At 74.3% G+C, this 16,908-nt stretch carries 18 protein-coding genes and 1 riboswitch; all 18 genes read right to left on the bottom strand.

The features are described from left to right. Positions 1 to 3 precede the first annotated feature (3 nt). Entirely contained in the window at positions 4 to 900 is an 897-nt protein-coding gene (locus VGI02_RS03300; RefSeq protein WP_331625826.1) for a hypothetical protein, read from the bottom strand. Then, the gene (locus VGI02_RS03295) at positions 897 to 1,757 is read right to left on the bottom strand and encodes a LytR/AlgR family response regulator transcription factor (protein WP_331625825.1); all 861 of its coding nucleotides are present in this window, start codon (positions 1,755 to 1,757) and stop codon (positions 897 to 899) included. The genes VGI02_RS03300 and VGI02_RS03295 overlap by 4 nt, the downstream gene beginning before the upstream one ends. Before the next feature lie 136 nt (positions 1,758 to 1,893). Then, positions 1,894 to 2,265 carry a hypothetical protein gene (locus VGI02_RS03290; protein ID WP_331625824.1) on the bottom strand — a complete coding sequence of 124 codons (372 nt, stop codon included), beginning with the start codon at positions 2,263 to 2,265 and terminating at the stop codon, positions 1,894 to 1,896. Then, positions 2,262 to 3,071, bottom strand: a complete 810-nt coding sequence (locus VGI02_RS03285) for an ESX secretion-associated protein EspG (protein ID WP_331625823.1) — start codon at positions 3,069 to 3,071, stop codon at positions 2,262 to 2,264. Before VGI02_RS03285 ends, VGI02_RS03290 begins: the two co-directional genes overlap by 4 nt. Then, entirely contained in the window at positions 3,068 to 4,534 is a 1,467-nt protein-coding gene (locus VGI02_RS03280) for a WXG100 family type VII secretion target (protein ID WP_331625822.1), read from the bottom strand. Before VGI02_RS03280 ends, VGI02_RS03285 begins: the two co-directional genes overlap by 4 nt. Positions 4,535 to 4,633: 99 nt before the next feature. Further along, on the bottom strand, positions 4,634 to 5,491 hold the full coding sequence (locus tag VGI02_RS03275; RefSeq protein WP_331625868.1) for a S49 family peptidase: 858 nt from the start codon (positions 5,489 to 5,491) through the stop codon (positions 4,634 to 4,636). 109 nt (positions 5,492 to 5,600) lie between these two features. Then, on the bottom strand, positions 5,601 to 6,806 hold the full coding sequence (locus tag VGI02_RS03270) for a sensor histidine kinase (RefSeq protein WP_331625821.1): 1,206 nt from the start codon (positions 6,804 to 6,806) through the stop codon (positions 5,601 to 5,603). Positions 6,807 to 6,902: 96 nt separating this feature from the next. Next, positions 6,903 to 7,814, bottom strand: coding sequence for a DNA-formamidopyrimidine glycosylase family protein (locus tag VGI02_RS03265; protein WP_331625820.1), 912 nt, complete (start codon positions 7,812 to 7,814; stop codon positions 6,903 to 6,905). A gap of 44 nt (positions 7,815 to 7,858) precedes the next feature. Then, positions 7,859 to 8,305 (bottom strand): hypothetical protein, encoded by a 447-nt coding sequence (locus VGI02_RS03260; protein ID WP_331625818.1) that lies wholly within the window; start codon positions 8,303 to 8,305, stop codon positions 7,859 to 7,861. Between the two features lie 11 nt (positions 8,306 to 8,316). Continuing rightward, on the bottom strand, positions 8,317 to 9,243 hold the full coding sequence (locus VGI02_RS03255) for an alpha/beta fold hydrolase (RefSeq protein ID WP_331625817.1): 927 nt from the start codon (positions 9,241 to 9,243) through the stop codon (positions 8,317 to 8,319). Next, positions 9,240 to 9,662 carry a helix-turn-helix domain-containing protein gene (locus tag VGI02_RS03250; protein WP_331625816.1) on the bottom strand — a complete coding sequence of 141 codons (423 nt, stop codon included), beginning with the start codon at positions 9,660 to 9,662 and terminating at the stop codon, positions 9,240 to 9,242. The genes VGI02_RS03255 and VGI02_RS03250 overlap by 4 nt, the downstream gene beginning before the upstream one ends. Before the next feature lie 56 nt (positions 9,663 to 9,718). Continuing rightward, a complete protein-coding gene (locus VGI02_RS03245; protein WP_331625815.1) occupies positions 9,719 to 10,003 on the bottom strand; it encodes a hypothetical protein in 285 nt (94 codons plus the stop codon). A gap of 124 nt (positions 10,004 to 10,127) precedes the next feature. Beyond that, positions 10,128 to 10,337 (bottom strand): hypothetical protein, encoded by a 210-nt coding sequence (locus VGI02_RS03240; RefSeq protein WP_331625814.1) that lies wholly within the window; start codon positions 10,335 to 10,337, stop codon positions 10,128 to 10,130. A gap of 196 nt (positions 10,338 to 10,533) precedes the next feature. After that, positions 10,534 to 12,324, bottom strand: coding sequence for a PHA/PHB synthase family protein (locus tag VGI02_RS03235; protein ID WP_331625813.1), 1,791 nt, complete (start codon positions 12,322 to 12,324; stop codon positions 10,534 to 10,536). Positions 12,325 to 12,472: 148 nt separating this feature from the next. Then, positions 12,473 to 13,336: a methyltransferase domain-containing protein gene (locus VGI02_RS03230; protein WP_331625812.1), complete on the bottom strand. Its 864-nt coding sequence runs from the start codon at positions 13,334 to 13,336 to the stop codon at positions 12,473 to 12,475. A gap of 212 nt (positions 13,337 to 13,548) precedes the next feature. Beyond that, the gene (locus VGI02_RS03225) at positions 13,549 to 14,166 is read right to left on the bottom strand and encodes a hypothetical protein (protein WP_331625811.1); all 618 of its coding nucleotides are present in this window, start codon (positions 14,164 to 14,166) and stop codon (positions 13,549 to 13,551) included. Between the two features lie 99 nt (positions 14,167 to 14,265). Continuing rightward, on the bottom strand, positions 14,266 to 15,306 hold the full coding sequence (locus VGI02_RS03220; RefSeq protein WP_331625810.1) for an aldo/keto reductase: 1,041 nt from the start codon (positions 15,304 to 15,306) through the stop codon (positions 14,266 to 14,268). After that, the gene (locus VGI02_RS03215) at positions 15,303 to 16,700 is read right to left on the bottom strand and encodes a purine-cytosine permease family protein (RefSeq protein ID WP_331625809.1); all 1,398 of its coding nucleotides are present in this window, start codon (positions 16,698 to 16,700) and stop codon (positions 15,303 to 15,305) included. Before VGI02_RS03215 ends, VGI02_RS03220 begins: the two co-directional genes overlap by 4 nt. After that, a riboswitch (TPP riboswitch) is annotated at positions 16,699 to 16,823 on the bottom strand. It overlaps the preceding gene by 2 nt. Between the last annotated feature and the right edge of the window lie 85 nt (positions 16,824 to 16,908).

Genomic DNA, 16,908 nt, shown 5'->3' with positions numbered 1-16,908 from the left:
GCCTCAGTCCTCGACGTCGTCGGCGAAGTCGAGCTCGTTGCGTTCGGCGTGACGGGTGTACAGCCAGCCCAGGACCAGCAGGAACGGGAACGAGAGCAGCCCGAGCACCAGCCAGGGGAGCCCGATGCCGAGGACGGGGGCGGCGCCGGAGACCGTGGGCATCGTCAGGAAGACGACGGGCAGCACGCCCAGGACGAGCACCGCCACCGCGGCGAGCCGCAGCGCGAGCGTGAGCTGGGAGCGCATGAGGTTGGACAGCAGCAGCTCACCGGTCGCGGTCTGCGCCTCGATCTCGGCGACGGTGCCGACCGCCCGCGTCGGGGAGCGCCGCTCCGAGAGCACGATGCGCACGCGCTCCAGGGGCTCCCCGTCGGCGTCGGCGTCGTCCTCGTCGCCCCGGGACCAGCCGAAGATCGGCTTCTTCCCCTCGGGCATCGGCACCGCCTCGGACGCCGTGACCCCCGAGGCCGGGAAGGTGGAGGCGAGCGGGAGGCCGCGGATCGGCGTGGGGTCGATCGCGCCCGGGTCCGGTGCCGCGGGCGTCGGCGGGCCGGGGGCCGGACGGCCCGGCGCGGGGGACGCCGCGATCTGCTCGGTCTCGGCGTCCGGCGCGGCGTGGCGCGGCCGGTACCCGGGCGGCGGGGTGTGCCCGGTGCCCACGGACTCGTCGTCGCGGGCGTGTCGTCCGGCCGGCCCGGTCGCGCCGCCGGGTGCGGGCGTGGGTCGCTCCCGGCGCGCGCGCACCCGAGCCACGGCGGGGCCGCCGTCGGGCTCGGGATCGCGGGCCGCCGGGGCGCCGGGGAGACCGGCAGGCGGGTCGCCCGCGCCGTCGTTGCCCGACGGGTCGGACGGGCCGGGGGATCCTCCCCCGGCCCGGGTCCGGCCGTCGGTCGTGGTCACCGCCGGCCCCAGGCCTGTTTCGTCGACCGGACCAGACGGTCCTTCAGCTCACGCGTGTGCCGACGGCTGACCGGCAGCTCCGCGACCTCACTCGAGCCGCCGCCGTTGCCCAGCCGGACGACGTAGCCCGACCCGGCCAGGCGCAGCTCGGTGATGAGCGGCAGCGCGACGAGGTACGAGCGGTGGATCCGGACGAAGCCTGCGTCCGACCACCGCTCCTCGAGCACCGAGAGCGGGATGCGCACGAGGTGGCTGCCCTCGGTGGTGTGCAGGCGCGCGTAGTCGCCCTGCGCCTCCACCCAGCGCACCGTGGACCGCTGCACGAGCTTCGTCGTCCCGGCGAGCTCGACGGGGATCACCTCGTCGTCGCCCTCCTCCTCGACCGCGGGCTCGACCGGGACCGTGGTGCCGCGCGAGGCGAGGATGCGCGTCAGCGAGGCGTAGAGACGCTCCGGGCGCAGCGGCTTGAGCAGGTAGTCCACCGCCCCGACGTCGAAGGCCTCGACCGCGCGGTCGTCGTGGGCGGTCACGAAGACCACCGACGGCGGGATCACGTAGCGCGAGAGCACCTGCGCGAGCTCCAGGCCGTCGAGCCCCGGCATGCGGATGTCCAGGAACAGGACGTCCACGTCGGACTGCTTCGCGGGCGCGGAGATGCCCGACGGCGGAGTGCCGAAGCCGCCGATGTTGACCTGGTCGCCTCCGGTGAGGATGCGCAGCGCGGAAATGGAGTCGTTCGCCTTCAGCACCGTGGAGACGCGCTGATCCTGCTCGAGGAGATAGGCCAGCTCCATGAGCGCGGGTTCCTCGTCGTCGACCGCGAGGACGACCAGGCCGTCGTTGTCGTTGGTAGTCACTGCTTCGCCATCCTGCCCAAGGGTCGGTCCCGCGTCCACGATAGGGACCCAGCCGGTCGGACGATCCCTCCGGTGCCGGGCGTGGCGCGCCGCCTCACCGGACCTGACGTACATCGCCACCTGATCGATGGACGTTTCACGGGGCGTCGGTGCCGGGACCGAGCGAGTCGGAGATCGAACGCTCCGTCGACTCCCAGGCCGCCGTGCCCTCGACGACGGCGCGGCGGACCGCGTCCAGCTGACGGGACAGGTCGTCCGCGGCGGGCACCGTGTCGGTCACCAGCAGCTCGCGGTACCAGGCGGCCATCTCCGCGTTGTCCTGTCCGGTCCCGGTGGCCAGCGGGTCCTCCGCGAGCCGGCGCAGCGCCTCGCGCGCCTCGGCCACCGTGCGCTCGAGATCGTCCACCCGCCCCGCGAAGCGCCGGGCGTCCGCCGGGTGCAGCGCCGCGGACCCGTCCTCGCCGGAGGGCGTACCGGGCCCGGGCCCCGAGGGACCCAGTCCGCTCATGCGGTGCTCCTTCCGGGCGTCGGGCGGTCCAGTGGGCCGAGCGCGGCCTCGAGCTCGGCGCGGACCGCGGGCGTGGTCGCGTCCTCGCCGACGAGCCGTGCCCGCCCGAGGCCCGCGCGCCCGGAGAACGCGTCGTGCGTCTGTCCGGGATCGTGCCGCAGTCGGTACCGCCCGCGGGGCCCGTCCAGCCATTTGATCGTGGCATCTGCACGTTCCACCTGCGAAGTTAGCCCGTTCGGAGCAGGAACGGCTCCGACCTGTGTCCAGGCCTCGGCGGCGGAGAGGACGTCCTGGACGGCGCGGCGCTCCCGGTCGCCGCGCACGGTGCCCGGCCCGACCGGGCCGCCCGGGGTCGCCGTGACCTCCAACGCGGGCCCGGCCGCGGCGGCCAGCGGCGGCACGAGCGCGAGCAGCCCGGCGACGAGGCCGTCGGGATCGAGCGGGCGCACCGCCACATCGGCGCCCGCATGGTCGGCGGACCAGAGCAGGGCGGCGTCCGAGGCGCCGCCGAGGGCCACGGCCGCACACGGCGTCGAGGCGCTGCGCCGCACCAGGTCGACCTGGCGGCACCGGTCGCGGACGGCGGCCCCGACCGCGAGCAGCACCGCGGCCGGACCCGGTTCGAGCAGGCCGCGGGCGCGCAGGCCGTCCTCGACGCGGGCCCGGGCGAGCACGGTCTCGTCCTCGCTGTCCGCGGGCCAGACGGCCGCCGCGAGCGGGTAGGGCCAGTCCGGCGCGCCGCATTGCTCGAGCACCCACGCGAGCTCGAGTCGCCGCAGCGCGAGGGCGGGGAACGGCGCGCTCACTGCTCGGCCCCGTCGTCGTCCTCGCCGAGCACGGGTGGGGCAACGCGGCGGCCGGCGTCGGCGCCCCAGCCCGCCGGATCGGGGTCGACGAGGTACTCGGTCCGCCGCGGCGGCAGCCGGTGCTCGCCCGCTCCGCCGGTGGCGGGCGCGAACCCCAGGGGTGCGGCGTCGAGGGGGCCGACCCCGGGGTGGCCGGCGGCGTCGGCGCGGCCGGAGTGGCCGCCGGGAGCCCCGGGGGCGGTCTCGGAACCCGTCGGCGCGGCGTCGGAGCCCGCGGGGACGGTGCCCGAACCCGCCGGGGCGGTGCCCGGACCCGCCCCGTGGCCCGAGGAGGCCGCGGGTCGCTCGTCACGGCGCCGCTGGGCCGGCCGTCCCTGGGCGCCCGCGGCGGGGAGCGGGACCGGACGCACCGCGCCACCGTCCGTGGGGCCCGCGGCGGCCGGTGCGACCGGGGCCCGACCGGGGTCGGCGGGGCCCACGGTGGCCGCCGCGCCGCCCGGGGTGGGCGGGGCCGCGGGCGCCGCCGGGGTGCCCGGCGTCGCCGGGGTCGCCGGCGAGGCGGCGGTGGGGGCCGTGGGGCCGCGGTCGAGGACCGGCCCGGCACCGCGGGCGGCCGCGGCGACCCCGGGGACGGGATCCGCCCCGACCGCCCGCGGGCCGACCGGCAGGTCGCCGGGCGGCGGCGGACCCGGCGTGGCCGCGGCGGCACGCTGGAGCACCCCGGTCGGGGCGCCCCGGGCACCCGCGGCGGGCGCGGTGCCGCGGGGTGCGACCGCGTCGGCGCCGGACCCCCCGGACGTCGACGGCGTCGGGGCGGGCCCCGCCCCGGCGGGCGCGACCGGGCGGGCCGCGGTGCTCGGCGGGAGACCGGCGCCGGGGGCGGTCGTCGCCGGGGCCGCCGCGGTGGGCGGCGGCGGACCGGCGCCCGCCGTCGCGACCCCACGGGCGGCGGCCGCGGTCTCGGTCAGGTAGGTCCGGTAGGCCTCGCGCGCCGCGGCCTGTTCCGCGGTCGCGGCGTGGAACCCGCCGAAGCCGTCCGCCGGGGCGCCGGTCAGCAGGGCGCGCAGCTCGCCGAGCAGCGGAGGCGCTCCGAGCGAGGGCAGCGCGGGCGGCCGGGGCGGGCCGACGGCGGCCTGCACGCGCGACAGCGCCGCCCGCATCCCGTCCACCCCGCGGGCCTGGCCCGACACCGTCTCCGCGAGCTGCTCCATCCGCGAGGCGAGCGCCCCGGTGCGCTGTCCGGCCGCGTCGGCGTCGCGCCCGATCCAGCCCTCGGCGACACCGGCCTGCGCGTTCCGGAGGCGGTCGGCGGCGGTGCGCAGCTCGTCGGCGCGGGCGAGGTGGCGGTCCCGCGCGGCGGCGAGGGCCTCGGGGCTCGCGCCGTCACGGGTCCACCGGTGGATCTGCTCGTGGCTGAGCCCGGACACGTCGCGTCCGTCCCACCCGACCGGTGCCACCCCCACGCCCCCTCTCCGCGAACCGCCGAGGGTAGGTGGCCGAGGCGCCGTGAGCACTCCTGCGCGTCAGGGGGCGGCTCGGTGCTCCACGGGCGCGGCGCGCGCCTAGAGGCCGAATCGGCTCCAGTGGGCCCGCTGCTCCAGCCACTCGAGGGCGCCGACGACGGCGGCCGCCGGGTCCACCGACGGCGCCGCGAGACCGGGCACGCCGCCCAGGACGCCGACGCCCAGCCGGGCGAGGAGCGGCTTGCGGGGCTCGACGCCGACCGGCTCGGCGTCGGGGTAGCGCTGCGCGAGGATCTCGTGGGGGCTCCCGATCCCGTCGATCAGCCCGAGCTCCAGGGCGCGCCGACCGGTCCAGACCTCGCCGGTGAAGAGGTCGGCGGACTCGTCGAGCCCCTCACGGCGCGAGCGCACCCACTCGATGAACAGCTCGTGCAGCTCGCCCTGCATGCCGAGCAGCCACTCGACGTCCTCGGGCTTCTCGGGCTGGAAGGGGTCGAGCCGGGCCTTGTTGGTCCCCGCGGTGTGCAGGCGACGCTCGATGCCGAACCGTTCGATGAGCCCGGTCAGGCCGAACCCGCCGGACACGACGCCGATCGAGCCGACCAGCGACGTCGGGCACGCGAAGATCTCGTCCGCCGCGCAGGCGAGCCAGTAGCCGCCCGAGGCGGCGACGTCCTCGCAGAAGGCCAGCACGGGCAGCTCGTGCTCCGCGGCGAGGCCGCGGATGCGGTCGGCGACCAGCTGCGACTGCGTCGGCGACCCCCCGGGCGAGTTGATCACCAGGGCCACCGCGACCGCGTTCTCCGCCTCGAAGGCCCGCACCAGCGCCGACTCGACGGCCTGCAGGTTGATCACGGCGCGGGGCACCGGACCGGAGGCAGCCGCGATGATGCCGTTGAGGCGCACCACGCTCACGGTGCCGCCGCCGACCTTGGACGCGAGGACGCCGGGCAGCACCGCCGAGACGGCAGGCGGGAGCTTGAGGGCCGAGGGCAGCTTCAGGTCCACGCACCGAGGCTATCCGCTCCCGGCGACGGGCCGGGTACCGGACTGAGACACCCGCGTGTCAGACCCGGACCCCCGCCCGGAACTTCGGCACCCGCAGGCTGATCTTCGTGCCCGCGCCGCGCTCGGTCTCGACGACGAGCCCGTAGTCCGGCCCGAACGCCGAACGCATGCGGTCGTCGACGTTGCCGAGCCCGACGTGCGCCCCGGAGAGGTGGGCGTCGCGGTTGTCCTCGCGCAGCGCCTGGGGGTCCATGCCGACGCCGTTGTCCTCGACCGTGATGAGGCACTCCGACGCGGAGTCCTCGGCGGTCAGGGTCACGGTGCCGCCCTCGACCTTGCCCGCCAGCCCGTGGCGGACCGCGTTCTCCACGAGCGGCTGCAGCGCGAGGAAGGGCAGCACCACCGAGAGCACCTCGGGCGCGACCTGCACCTTCACCGAGAGCCGGTTGCCGAAGCGCGCCCGCTCGAGCATCAGGTAGCGGTCGATGTTCTTGAGCTCCTCGGCGAGCGTCGTGTACTCGCCTGCCTGCCGGAAGGAGTAGCGGGTGAAGTCCGCGAACTCCATGAGCAGCTCGCGGGCGCGCTCGGGGTCGGTGCGGATGAACGAGGCCACCGTGTTGAGGGCGTTGTAGATGAAGTGCGGCGAGATCTGGGCGCGCAGCGCGCGGACCTCCGCCCGGTTGAGCCGGTCGCGGGAGTCGTCGAGGTCGGCGAGCTCGAGCTGGCTCGAGACGTAGCGCGCGACCTCGGCGGAGGCCCGCAGCAGGACCGGCCCCGGCGTCTCGGCACTGACCGCCGCGAGGGTCCCGACGACGTTGCCGTCGACCTCGAGGGGGACGACGACGATGCCCTTGACCGGGCAGCGGTCCGATCCGCACTCGATGTCCTTGCGGCTCGCCATCTGCTGGCGGCCGGTCTTCATGACCTTCTCGGCGTAGAAGCGCACGTCGAGGTTGTGGTGCTCGGCGTCGCCGTCCCAGGCCAGCGGCACGCAGTCGGCCGCCGTCATGGACAGCGCCTCGGTGTCGAGCAGTGTGCGCAGGTAGGGCACCGCGAACTGCGCCGACGACTCCGAGAGGCCCTCCCGCAGCGCGGGCGCGGCCAACGAGACGGTGTGCAGCGTCGAGAACGTGGCCCGCTCGAGCGGCGAGGCGAACGCGTGCCTGCGCCGTAGCCGCCGGTAGATCAGCAGGCCCGCGGCGACGAGGACGACGACCGCGACGAGTCCGACGTAGAGCGTCGGGTCGGTCATCCAGCCGGGCACGAGGTCATCGTCCGACAGCGAACCCCGTCAGAGCAACGCGGCACACGAGCAGGGACCGACGTGATCCCCCGTTCGGCGGTGTGCCGAGGGGATCGGTCACTTCACCAGCCGCGACAACCGGCGGTCGGCGAGCGGCTTACCTCCTGTTTGGCAGGTGGCGCAGTACTGGAAGGACCGTTCGGCGTAGGAGACCTCCCGCACCACATCGCCGCAGACCGGGCACGGCAGGCCGGTCCGGGCGTGCACCCGCATCCCGGAGCGCTTCTCCCCCTTGAGCCGGGCGGCGTCCTGCCCGACGACGCGGTCGACCGCGTCGGTGAGGACCGAGATCATCGCGGCGTGCAGCCGGTCGACGGCCTCGTCGTCGAGCTTGCCCGAGAGGGCGAACGGCGAGAGCCGGGCGACGTGGAGGATCTCGTCGGAGTAGGCGTTGCCGATGCCCGCGAGCACCCGCTGGTCGGTGAGCAGCGTCTTCAGCCGCGCGGACGCGCCCCGCAACAGTCCCGCGAGCTGGTCGCGGGAGAGCGTGAGGGCGTCCGGCCCGAGCGAGGCGATGCCCGGCACGGTCGCCGGGTCCTCCACCACGTACACCGCGAGCCGTTTCTGCGTGCCCGCCTCGGTGAGGTCGAACCCCGGGCCGCCGACCGCGTCCAGGTGCACCCGGAGCTCCAGCGGACCCTTGCCCGGCTTCGGCGGGGTCGCCGAGGCCTGCTCGTGCCAGCGCAACCAGCCCGCGCGGGACAGGTGCACGACGAGGTGGAGCGGCCCCGATGGTCCAGCTCCCCTATCGGCGTGCTCCCTTGAACGCTTCGTGTCCTCGAGCTGTACGTCGAGGAACTTCCCGAACCGGCCCGCCCCGGTGACGAGCCGCCCGGTCAGCGCCTGCAGCGGCGGGTCGAAGGTCTTGAGCGCGGTCATGCTCGCCAGGTCGACCCGCGCCACCGGACGGGCGAGCGCGTGCGTGCGCAGGTGATCGGCGAGCGCCTCCACCTCGGGCAGCTCGGGCACGGCTCCTCCTGACTATCCTGGGGCGAGCGCAGCGACGGGGGAAGTCACTGCGGTTGCAGCGGGCTGTTCGCGCGCGCCGGCGTGCCCCGCTTCTGCAGCGTGCGGACGGCCTGCTTGAACTCGGCCTTCGCGTCGGCGCGCCCGCGGATGTAGCCGCTCCAGGCCTCACCGAAGCCCTGGTCGTCGTCGGGCCAGCGCCCGCCCTCGACCATCAGCCGCCGGGGACGGCGCAGCGCCCAGCGGACCGGGAAGAACCCCGCCACGGCGAGCAGGATCGCCACGACCCACCACGGCACGCTCACCGCCGCGACCTGGAACTTCCAGGCGATGAGGGCGAACCAGAGCAGGCCCAGCACCACGATGATGCCGATGACGGCCCGCCGACCGCCCTCCTTCTCGTGCTCGAAGCCCTCCGAGCGGTCGCTCCACATGATCTTCATACTCACCAGCCACTCGCGTCCGTCCACGCCGGTGACCGTCTTCGCACTCACGACGACCCACTCTAGGGCGCGTGCGGCGGAATCGGGCCCAGGAAGTCGTCGACGACCCGCCCGAGCGCGTCGGGACGGGTCAGCAGCCCGAGGTGCCCGCCGTCGTGGAGGTGCACGGTGGCGTGCGGCAGCAACGACGCCATGAGGTGGGCGTTCACCACCGGGATGACCGGGTCGCGGCGTCCGGCGAGGATCAGCGTCGGTGCCGTGATCAGGGGCAGCACCGGCAGGCTCGTCCACGTCGTGAGCGCGAACAGCTGGTGCAGGTAGGCCGAGGCACGCACCGGCATCACCCGGGCGAACAGCGCGTCGACGGCGTCCGCGTCCTCACCGACGTAGATCTCGCGCCCGGCACGCCGCCGGTAGGTCGGGTCGTTGTAGCGCCGGGGGGTCAGCATCCGGGCCAGCACCCCGATGCGGGCCGGCACCATCATCACGCCCGTCCCGGTGCTCGCGAGCACCAGCCGCCCGGTGCGGTGCGGGTACTGCAGCGCGAACTGCTGCGCGACGCCCCCGCCCCACGACAGGCCGAGGAGGTCGACGACGCGGTGCGACACCCCGGTGAGCTGGTCGAGCTGGTCGAGCAGGTCGGCCACGAGGGTGGACAGCGCCGCCATCGGCAGCGGCACCGTCGAGCCCTGGGAGCCCCCGATCCCGGGGACGTCGAAGCGCACGATCTCGCGGCGCGGGTCCAGGGTCCCGGCGAGCGGCTCGAGCAGCTCGAGGCTCGCCCCGATCCCGTTGACCAGCACCAGCGGCCGCACCGCCTTGTCGGTTTCCCCCGTCGCTCCGCTCGCCCCGGTATCCGATTCCCCCGTCGCTCCGCTCGCCCCCATACCTGGACGGACCGCCACCCGGATCCGCCGTCCCGCGACGGAGAGCGTGCGCTCCAGTCCCTCCGGGGAGTCGGTCGTCGGACGGGGGGCCGTCGCGGTCATCGGCGGGTCCCGGGATCCGGGGCCGGCGAGGGGGACGCGGATTCCACGTAGCTCCGGTACACGGCGATCAGGGCCTCCTTCTGCGCGTGGGAGAGCCGGCGGTCGGCCCGCACGGCACGTTCCACCGCGCGGTCGTCGTCGGTGCCCCGGCGCGATCCCGGCCCGGGTCTCGGGCCGACATGCTCCCGGACGAGGCCCGCCTGCTCGAGAAGGGTCTCGGCCGAGAGGTCGAGCGCGTCGGCGATCGCCTGCAGCACGCGCACCGAGGGCACGTGCAGCCCGCGCTCGACCTGGCTGAGGTACGGGTTGGAGATGTGCGACAGCGCGGAGAGCTGTCGCAGCGAGAGCCGGGCCAGGCGTCGCTGGTCACGGATGAGCGACCCGAGAGCACGGCGCTGGGCATCCCACACACCGTTCACGACCCCGGTGGGCGCCGCGTCCTCCGCGTCCCGGGCGCCGGGACCGGCGTGCTCGCTCAGCGCAGCCGCAGCGCGTCGAGCACCTGGTGGGCGACCGAGCGCTGCATCTCGAGGACCGCGATGCCGGTGTCCACCGCCCGGTCGACCAGCTCGCCCGCCGACGGGGGGACCGGGCCGGACCCGGGGGTGCGGCGCCCGGCGTCGTCGGCGCCCTTGAGCGCGGCGCCCCACATCTGGGCCATGCCGGTGGTGGCGTCGGTCATGGCCTTCTGCCCCCGGGACATCACGTCCATCACCTGATCGGTGACGGCGTTCTGGTGGCCGTTCGAGGCTGACGTCATCGGCTCCTCCTGGGGCGCCCTGGGCCGTGGGCCCGGGGCGCGGTCGGGTCGGCCGGCGTGCTCGACCGGCCGATCGCCCGCTCAGGATACCGAGCAGACGCCGTGGCGCCCACCCGCTGTGACGTCAGGGACGTGGCAGCGACGCGACGATCTCCGCGACGGTCCGGCCGACCTGCGCCGTGCACTCGTCGCACCCGCACCGCGCCTGACGACCCGCGAGCAGCAGGTCGAGGCGCAGGAAGGGCGCGTCGTAGACCGTCCCGACGGCGTCGTCCACGAACCCTCGCAGGGCCGTGGACGCGGAACGCACGGGGCGGGCGGGAAGGGGTTCCATGAGGGTCACCGATCGCGAGACGGTGGGCAGCGGAGACCGCGACAGTGGTGGACTGCGTTGCTGCGTTGCCCTGAACGCAACCGCGACGCGCTCTGCGCAACACCGTGCGCGCCGGGACCAGGGTCCGTCAAGGCGTGTCACACCCCGGCAGCCCGAACGTCACGGCGGCGACACCGGGGCGAACCCCGCCGGGCCCTCAGGCCGTTCCGCGGACGTAGTCGCCGGGGGCGTCGCCGAGCACCGGGTACTCGTCGTTGCCCGTCGCCGGCGGCGTGCGCATGCCGCCGCCGCGCTCGGAGATCCATTCGGACCAGGTCTCCCACCACGAGCCCTTCACCTCGGTCGAGCGTGCGCGCCACGCGTCCGGGCCGGGGGCGTCCGGCCCGGACGCTCCGACGGTGCCCACCCAGTGCTTGGCCTTCGGGCTCGGCGGGTTGACCACCCCGGCGATGTGACCCGCCGTCGAGAGCACGAACGTCACGTCTCCGCCCAGCAGCTCGGTGGAGGTGAAGGAGGTGCGCCACGGGGCGATGTGGTCGTTCTCGGCGGCGACGATGAAGGTGTCGGCCTCGGCGGACTTGAGCGAGAGCAGGTCGCCGTCGAGCTCCAGCACGCCGCGGGAGAGCTCGTTGTCCAGGTAGAAGTGCCGCAGGTAGGCCGCGTGCATCGCCGCGGGCATGCGCGTCGAGTCCGAGTTCCAGGCGAGGATGTCGAACGCGGGCGGCGCCTTGCCCTCCAGCCAGTTCGGACCGATGTAGTTGAAGATCAGGTCGTTGGCCCGCAGCAGGTCGAACGTCGTGGCCATCGACTCCGCGGGCAGGTAGCCCGTCTGCTTCATGGACCGCTCGAGCCGCTCGACGATCTCCGGGCTGACGAACGACGACACCGGCCCGACCTCGGAGTAGTCGAGCATGGTGTTGAGCATGGTCAGGCTGTTCACCCGGTCGTCCCCGCGGACCGCGCACCGCGTGGTCAGCAGGGCCGCCATCAGCCCGCCGAGGCAGAGCCCCATGAGGTTGACCTTGTCGGACCCGGTGATGCCGGTGACGACGTCGAGGGCCGCGGCGGGGCCGAGCTCGAGGTAGTCCTCGAAGGTCGTCGACGCCATCGACGAGTCCGGGTCGCGGTAGCTGATCATGAACACGGTGTGGCCGTGCTGGACCGCCCACTCGACGAGGCTGCGCTCCGGCGAGAGGTCCATGACGTAGTACTTGTTGATCCACGGCGGGCTGCACAGCAGCGGGATCTCGTGCACCTCGTCGGTCTGCGCGTCGAACTGCACCAGCTCCATGAGCCGGTTGCGGTAGACGACCCTGCCCGGGGTGGCGGCGAGCTCCTCACCCACCCGGAGGTTGCTCGCGTCGACCTGGCGGGGCTTGCCGTTGTTGGTGGCGACGTCGTCGAGCAGGTTGCGCAGGCCCGCGACGACGCTCGAGCCGCCGGTCTCGAAGGCGCGCTTGAGGGCCGCGGGATTGCCGGGCAGCACGTTGGTGGGCGACACGATGCTGCCCACGAGGCTCATCAGCAGCCGGGCGCGCTCGTCGGCGTCCACGTCGAGGCCCGCGGCACCGACCATGTCCTCGAGGAAGGAGACCAGCGCCAGGTACTCCTGGCGCAACGCCCAGTAGCCCGGGTTCTCCGCCCACGTCGTGTCCTTGAACCGGCCGTCCTTCGCGACGGGCATCGGGGCGGAGTCGTCCCCACCGGCCGCGTCGCCCCCGGCCAGCCCCCGGAGCGCCCGACCCGTCGCCGCCGCACCGATCCGCGCGGAGACGGCGGCGAGCGACGACGCCGCCCGGCTCACCTCGCCCGGGTGGGTGACCCAGCCCTGGGCGAGCTGCAGGGCGGTCCGGCCGAAGAGCGCCGGATCGGTGCGGGCGAGCAGCGCGTCGGGCACGAGCGTCTCCACGGCGCGGGCCATGTCCGGGGTCCGCCGGGCGGGGAGCCCCGACCCGTTGCGGTTCTCGTGATCGGTGCTGGCGGCCATGCGAGTGCTCCTGTCATCTCCCAGGTCCCGCGCCCCGGGCCGGGGAGTGCCTCCGGGACCCGTCGTCCGGTCCAGTGTGTGCCCGGTCACCCGGGCGGGGAAACGGCCGGACGGACGAGAGCCGGGCGAGCGCCCGGAGCCGGCGGGATCAGGTGAGCGGACCGCGCTTGCGGGCGACGATCCCCTCGTAGACGAGCGGGCTCGCGTCGGTGGCGAGGCGGTGACGGAAGCGCTCCCGCCGGACGACCTCGAGAGCCCCGGACGCCATGCCGTCGGCGATCATCCGGGCGAAGCCCGAGGTGTCGTCCGCGGCGAGGAAGGCGTCCTTGATCGTCAGCACCACCCAGCCGCCGTCGGCGACGTGGTCGTACGCGGCCCGGAACGCCTCCGGCGGGATGTCGCCGAAGCCGAGCGCGGCCACGACGGTGAGCGCGTTGAGCTCGTGCCCCGCGAGGCGCCGCGAACTCTCGGTGTCGAGGGTCGTGAGGTCGGTGACGAGGTAGTCGACGTAGAGCCCCGGGCGGTCACGCTCCGCGGACGTCTGCGCCTCCGGGAGGATGTCGACCCCGACGTTGTGCGCCACGCCGACCGCGGCGAGCTCCTCGGCCATGATGCCGTTGCCGGCGCCGAGGTCCAGGACGCGCACGTCGGCCGCCTCCGTCCGGGCATCGGCCAGCGCGTCGGCGAACAGCCCGACCATGAAGCGCGGCGTGTCGCAGCCGAGGACGTCGTAGAAGATCTTCTCGTAGAGCCCGGGGACGTCGAAGATACGGTCGTAGTCGTGGAAGCGGAACTCCCGCCACGAGCCGTCGGGCTGCTGGACGACGCACCACTCGTCGTCCTGGCTGAACTTGCTGCTCGGCTCCGGCAGCGCCACCCGGAGGGCGCGGCGGGCGTCGGCGAGGGCACGGGGGCCCCGGTAGACCCCGCCGCCGAGCCGGCCGTCACCGACCGGCGAGCCCGATCCGGCCGTCGTGAGCGCGGTTCCGTTTCCGTTGACCGTCTGCGTCATGGCGACCACCCTTCGGACGCACCCTACGGCGCGACCCTTACGCGGACAGGCGTCATCGCCCCGGTCCGCAGGATCAGGACGATTGATCGTCGCCAGGGCGGTCCTCATCGGTCAAGCAACCGGGGCGCGACAGCGAAAAGCATCACGATCCCTTGAAACGACGCCATGAGGCCGTGTGGTGATCACATGCTGTGATCACGGCGTCCGGCGATTCACCGCCACTGGTCGCGCTGACCTCGGGGATCGTAACGCTGCGTGCGCTGATCGCCGTACTGACCGTAGGCGTTGTTCTGCGGCGGGTACGGCTGCTGCGGCTCGTGCGCGCCGTAGCCGGCGTCGTAGCGCCCGTCGTACTCCCGGCCGCCCCAGCCCCCGTGCGATGCGGGGCGCACCGACGTCGCCGACACCCCGGAGAGCATCGACACGATCGCGACACCGATCGCGGCGTACAGGATGCCGGTCGCGATGTGCGCCGAGACGGACCCGTCCGCCAGGAAGACCTGGAGGATCAGTACCACGATGACCAGCACCGCGATCGCCGAGAAGAACGACGCGGGCCGCGGTGTGGTCATCAGCAGCAGGTGGAGCAGCGCGGTGCTCGCCAGGGCCGCGATGCCTGCGGCGATCGGGATGACCGTCGACGCGTTGTCGACCAGGGCGCCGCTGCGGCCCGCCGTCTGGATCCCGACCTCGAAGATGCTGTTGATGATCAGCACCCCGACGAAGGCGAGGCCCGCCGCGACGAGCGCGGTGGCCACACCGCCGGCCCAGAGCCGTTTCGCGACGACCTCGACATCGCCGTCGTCCCAAGAACGCTGCGGGTAGCTCACGACCGATCCCCTCGCCGGATACGTGGTTGTTCTACCAGCACGGGGTCACTCCACGGTCGATCGACTCCGTTATCGCGTCCGAACGACCGGGCAGGCGCCTCAGGCCGCGGCGCGCTCCCCGGCCGGACGACGCCGCAGCGACGCCTGCTCGATGGCCGGCGGAGCGTAGGAGACGTCGCCCGGGTCCACGTCGGTGCCCGGCGGGACGATCTCGTCGATCCGGTCGAGGATCTCGTCGTCGAGGGTGGTCTCCGCGCCCGCGATCAGGTCGTCGAGGTGCGCGGAGGTGCGCGGCCCGACGATCGCGCTCGTGACCCCCGGGTGGGCCGTCGCGAACGCCATCGCCATGTGCGTCAGCGAGATCCCCGCCTTCTCGGCCAGCGGGAGGAGCTCCTCGACGACGTCGAGCTTGCGCTCGTGGGTCAGGCGACCGGGCGCGAACTTCATCCGTGCGCTGTCGGTCTCCTGCCCCTTGCGGTAGCGCCCGGTGAGCAGCCCCATCGCGAGCGGGCTCCACACGAGCGTGCCCATCCCGTACCGCTCACAGGTGGGCAGCACCTCGCGCTCGATGCCCCGGTTGACGATCGAGTACGGCGGCTGCTCGGTGCGGAACCGCTCGTACCCGCGGCGCTCGGCCACCCACTGCGCCTCGACGATGTCCGACGCCGGGAAGGTCGACGACCCGACAGCGCGCACCTTGCCGCTGCGGATGAGGTCGGTGAGCGCGGAGAGCGTCTCCTCCACGTCGACCGACGAATCGGGGCGGTGGATCTGGTAGAGGTCGAGATGGTCGGTCTGCAGGCGGCGCAGCGAGTTCTCGACCTCGGTGACGATCCAGCGCCGCGAGTTCCCGGCACGGTTCGGGTCGTCGCCCATGCCGCCGTGGACCTTCGTGGCGAGCACGACGTCGTCGCGTCGGGTGGGCGGGAGCTGGCGCAGCGCCTTCCCGACGATCTCCTCGGACTCGCCCTGGGCGTAGACGTCGGCGGTGTCGACGAAGTTGATCCCGGCGTCGAGCGCCTTGTGGATGATCCGGATCGAGTCGTCGTGATCGGTGTTGCCCCAGGCGCCGAACATCATGGCGCCCAGGCAGTAGGGGCTGACCTTGATGCCGGTCCGGCCCAGCGTCCGCATCTTCATCGTCCGATGGTCCCCCGGTCGCGCCCGCGGCGCTCGAGGGCCGTGAGCGCCGCCGCCACCACGCCCGCGACCACGAACGAGAGCAGCGACGCCGAGAGCCAGGACGGCGGGACGAACCCGATCGCCTCGCGCAGGGCCGTCCACGCGTCCGACCAGCCGGGCGCGCCCCCCGGGTTGACCACCTGGTACGCGACGAGACCCACCACCCAGGCCCCGACCATCAGCGGGCGGGACGGTGCCCAGCGCGACAGGTCGCCGTGGGCGGGGATCGGGTGGGACCGGTAGCGCTGCACCAGCGCGTCGCCGACGCCGACCCCGAGCAGCGGCACGAACACCGAGCCGATGACGGTGAGGAAGCTCGAGTAGTCGTCGATCGTGACGCCGAGCGCGAGCACGGTGATCAGCGCGCCGATGACGAGGCACAGCACGCGACGGTCGGCGCGGGGCACGAGGTTCTGCGCGGAGACCGCGGTGGAGTAGACGTTCGCGAACGACTGGTCGGTCTCACGCAGCGTCAGGACCAGCAGCGCGACCAGGCCGAACGGCGCGGCGAGCATCGGCGTGAACACGGCGTCGCCGTTCCCGCCGACCAGCGAGAGCGCCGCGAGCCCGACGACGAAGCAGAGGATCTGGGTGATGCCGTATCCGACGGTGGCCGCCGTGAAGGCGGTCCCCACCCGGCGGGAGTGCCGCGAGTAGTCCGAGGCGACCGGGATCCAGGAGACGGCCACCGCGATCGCGGCGTCGGTGCCCGCCCAGAACCCGGACCAGGATCCGCTCTGCCCGAGGTCCACCGCCGCGGGCCGGGTGAACAGCCACCAGGCCAGGTACGCGACCGAGATCGCGACCAGGATCGTCACCACCCGGCGCAGCAGCCGCAGCATCCCCAGCGGGCGCAGCGTCAGCACCGTGGTGACCACCCCGGCGCCGAGCACCCACGCCCAGGTCGGCCCGCCGACGGCCACGACCCCGGCCTGCGCGATGACGACGAGCTCGAACGTGCCCCAGCCGATGAGCTGGACGACGTTGAGCACCGAGGGGATCCAGGAGAGCACCCCGCCGAAGAGGCCGCGGAGCACGACCATGGCGGGCGCACCGGTGCGCGCGCCGGGGATCGCGGAGAGCCCGATCATCGCGCTGCCGATCAGGGTGCCGACGACGGTCGCGAGGACCGCGGCGCCGATCGTCAGCGGCGGCGCGCCCGCCGGCTCCAGGACGGCGAGGACCCCGGCGAAGCCGAGCAGGCTGACCCCGAGGTTGGCCCAGAAGGCGCCCTGGTCGAGCAGTCCGAGCGAGCGGGGCACCGGCCCGTCGAGGGTGGGAGCGACCTCGTCGGCGCCCCGCCGCTCCCCGGTCGTGGTCCCGGGCGGCGTCGGGGTGGTGGACACCGGCATGACTGCGCCTCCGTTTCCCTGCGCCGGCATGACCCGGATCAGGTTCGAACGGTCGGGACCGACGCCGCGGCCTGCGGCCAGGTCCCCTCTCAGCCCGTCTCCCGGGCTCCCGATGTAGGCGCAGTACGCACTCGCGCCCCGCCACCGACGGTAGGACGTCGGGCGGCGGGGCGCGAGGGGGTGTGACGCGGCTCCGGGTCAGCCGCTC

The sequence above is a fragment of the Actinomycetospora sp. genome (assembly GCF_036497245.1).
GTDB lineage: Bacteria > Actinomycetota > Actinomycetes > Mycobacteriales > Pseudonocardiaceae > Actinomycetospora.
The sequence above is the reverse complement of the archived record's forward strand: the minus strand, read 5'-3'. Positions and strand labels throughout refer to the sequence as shown.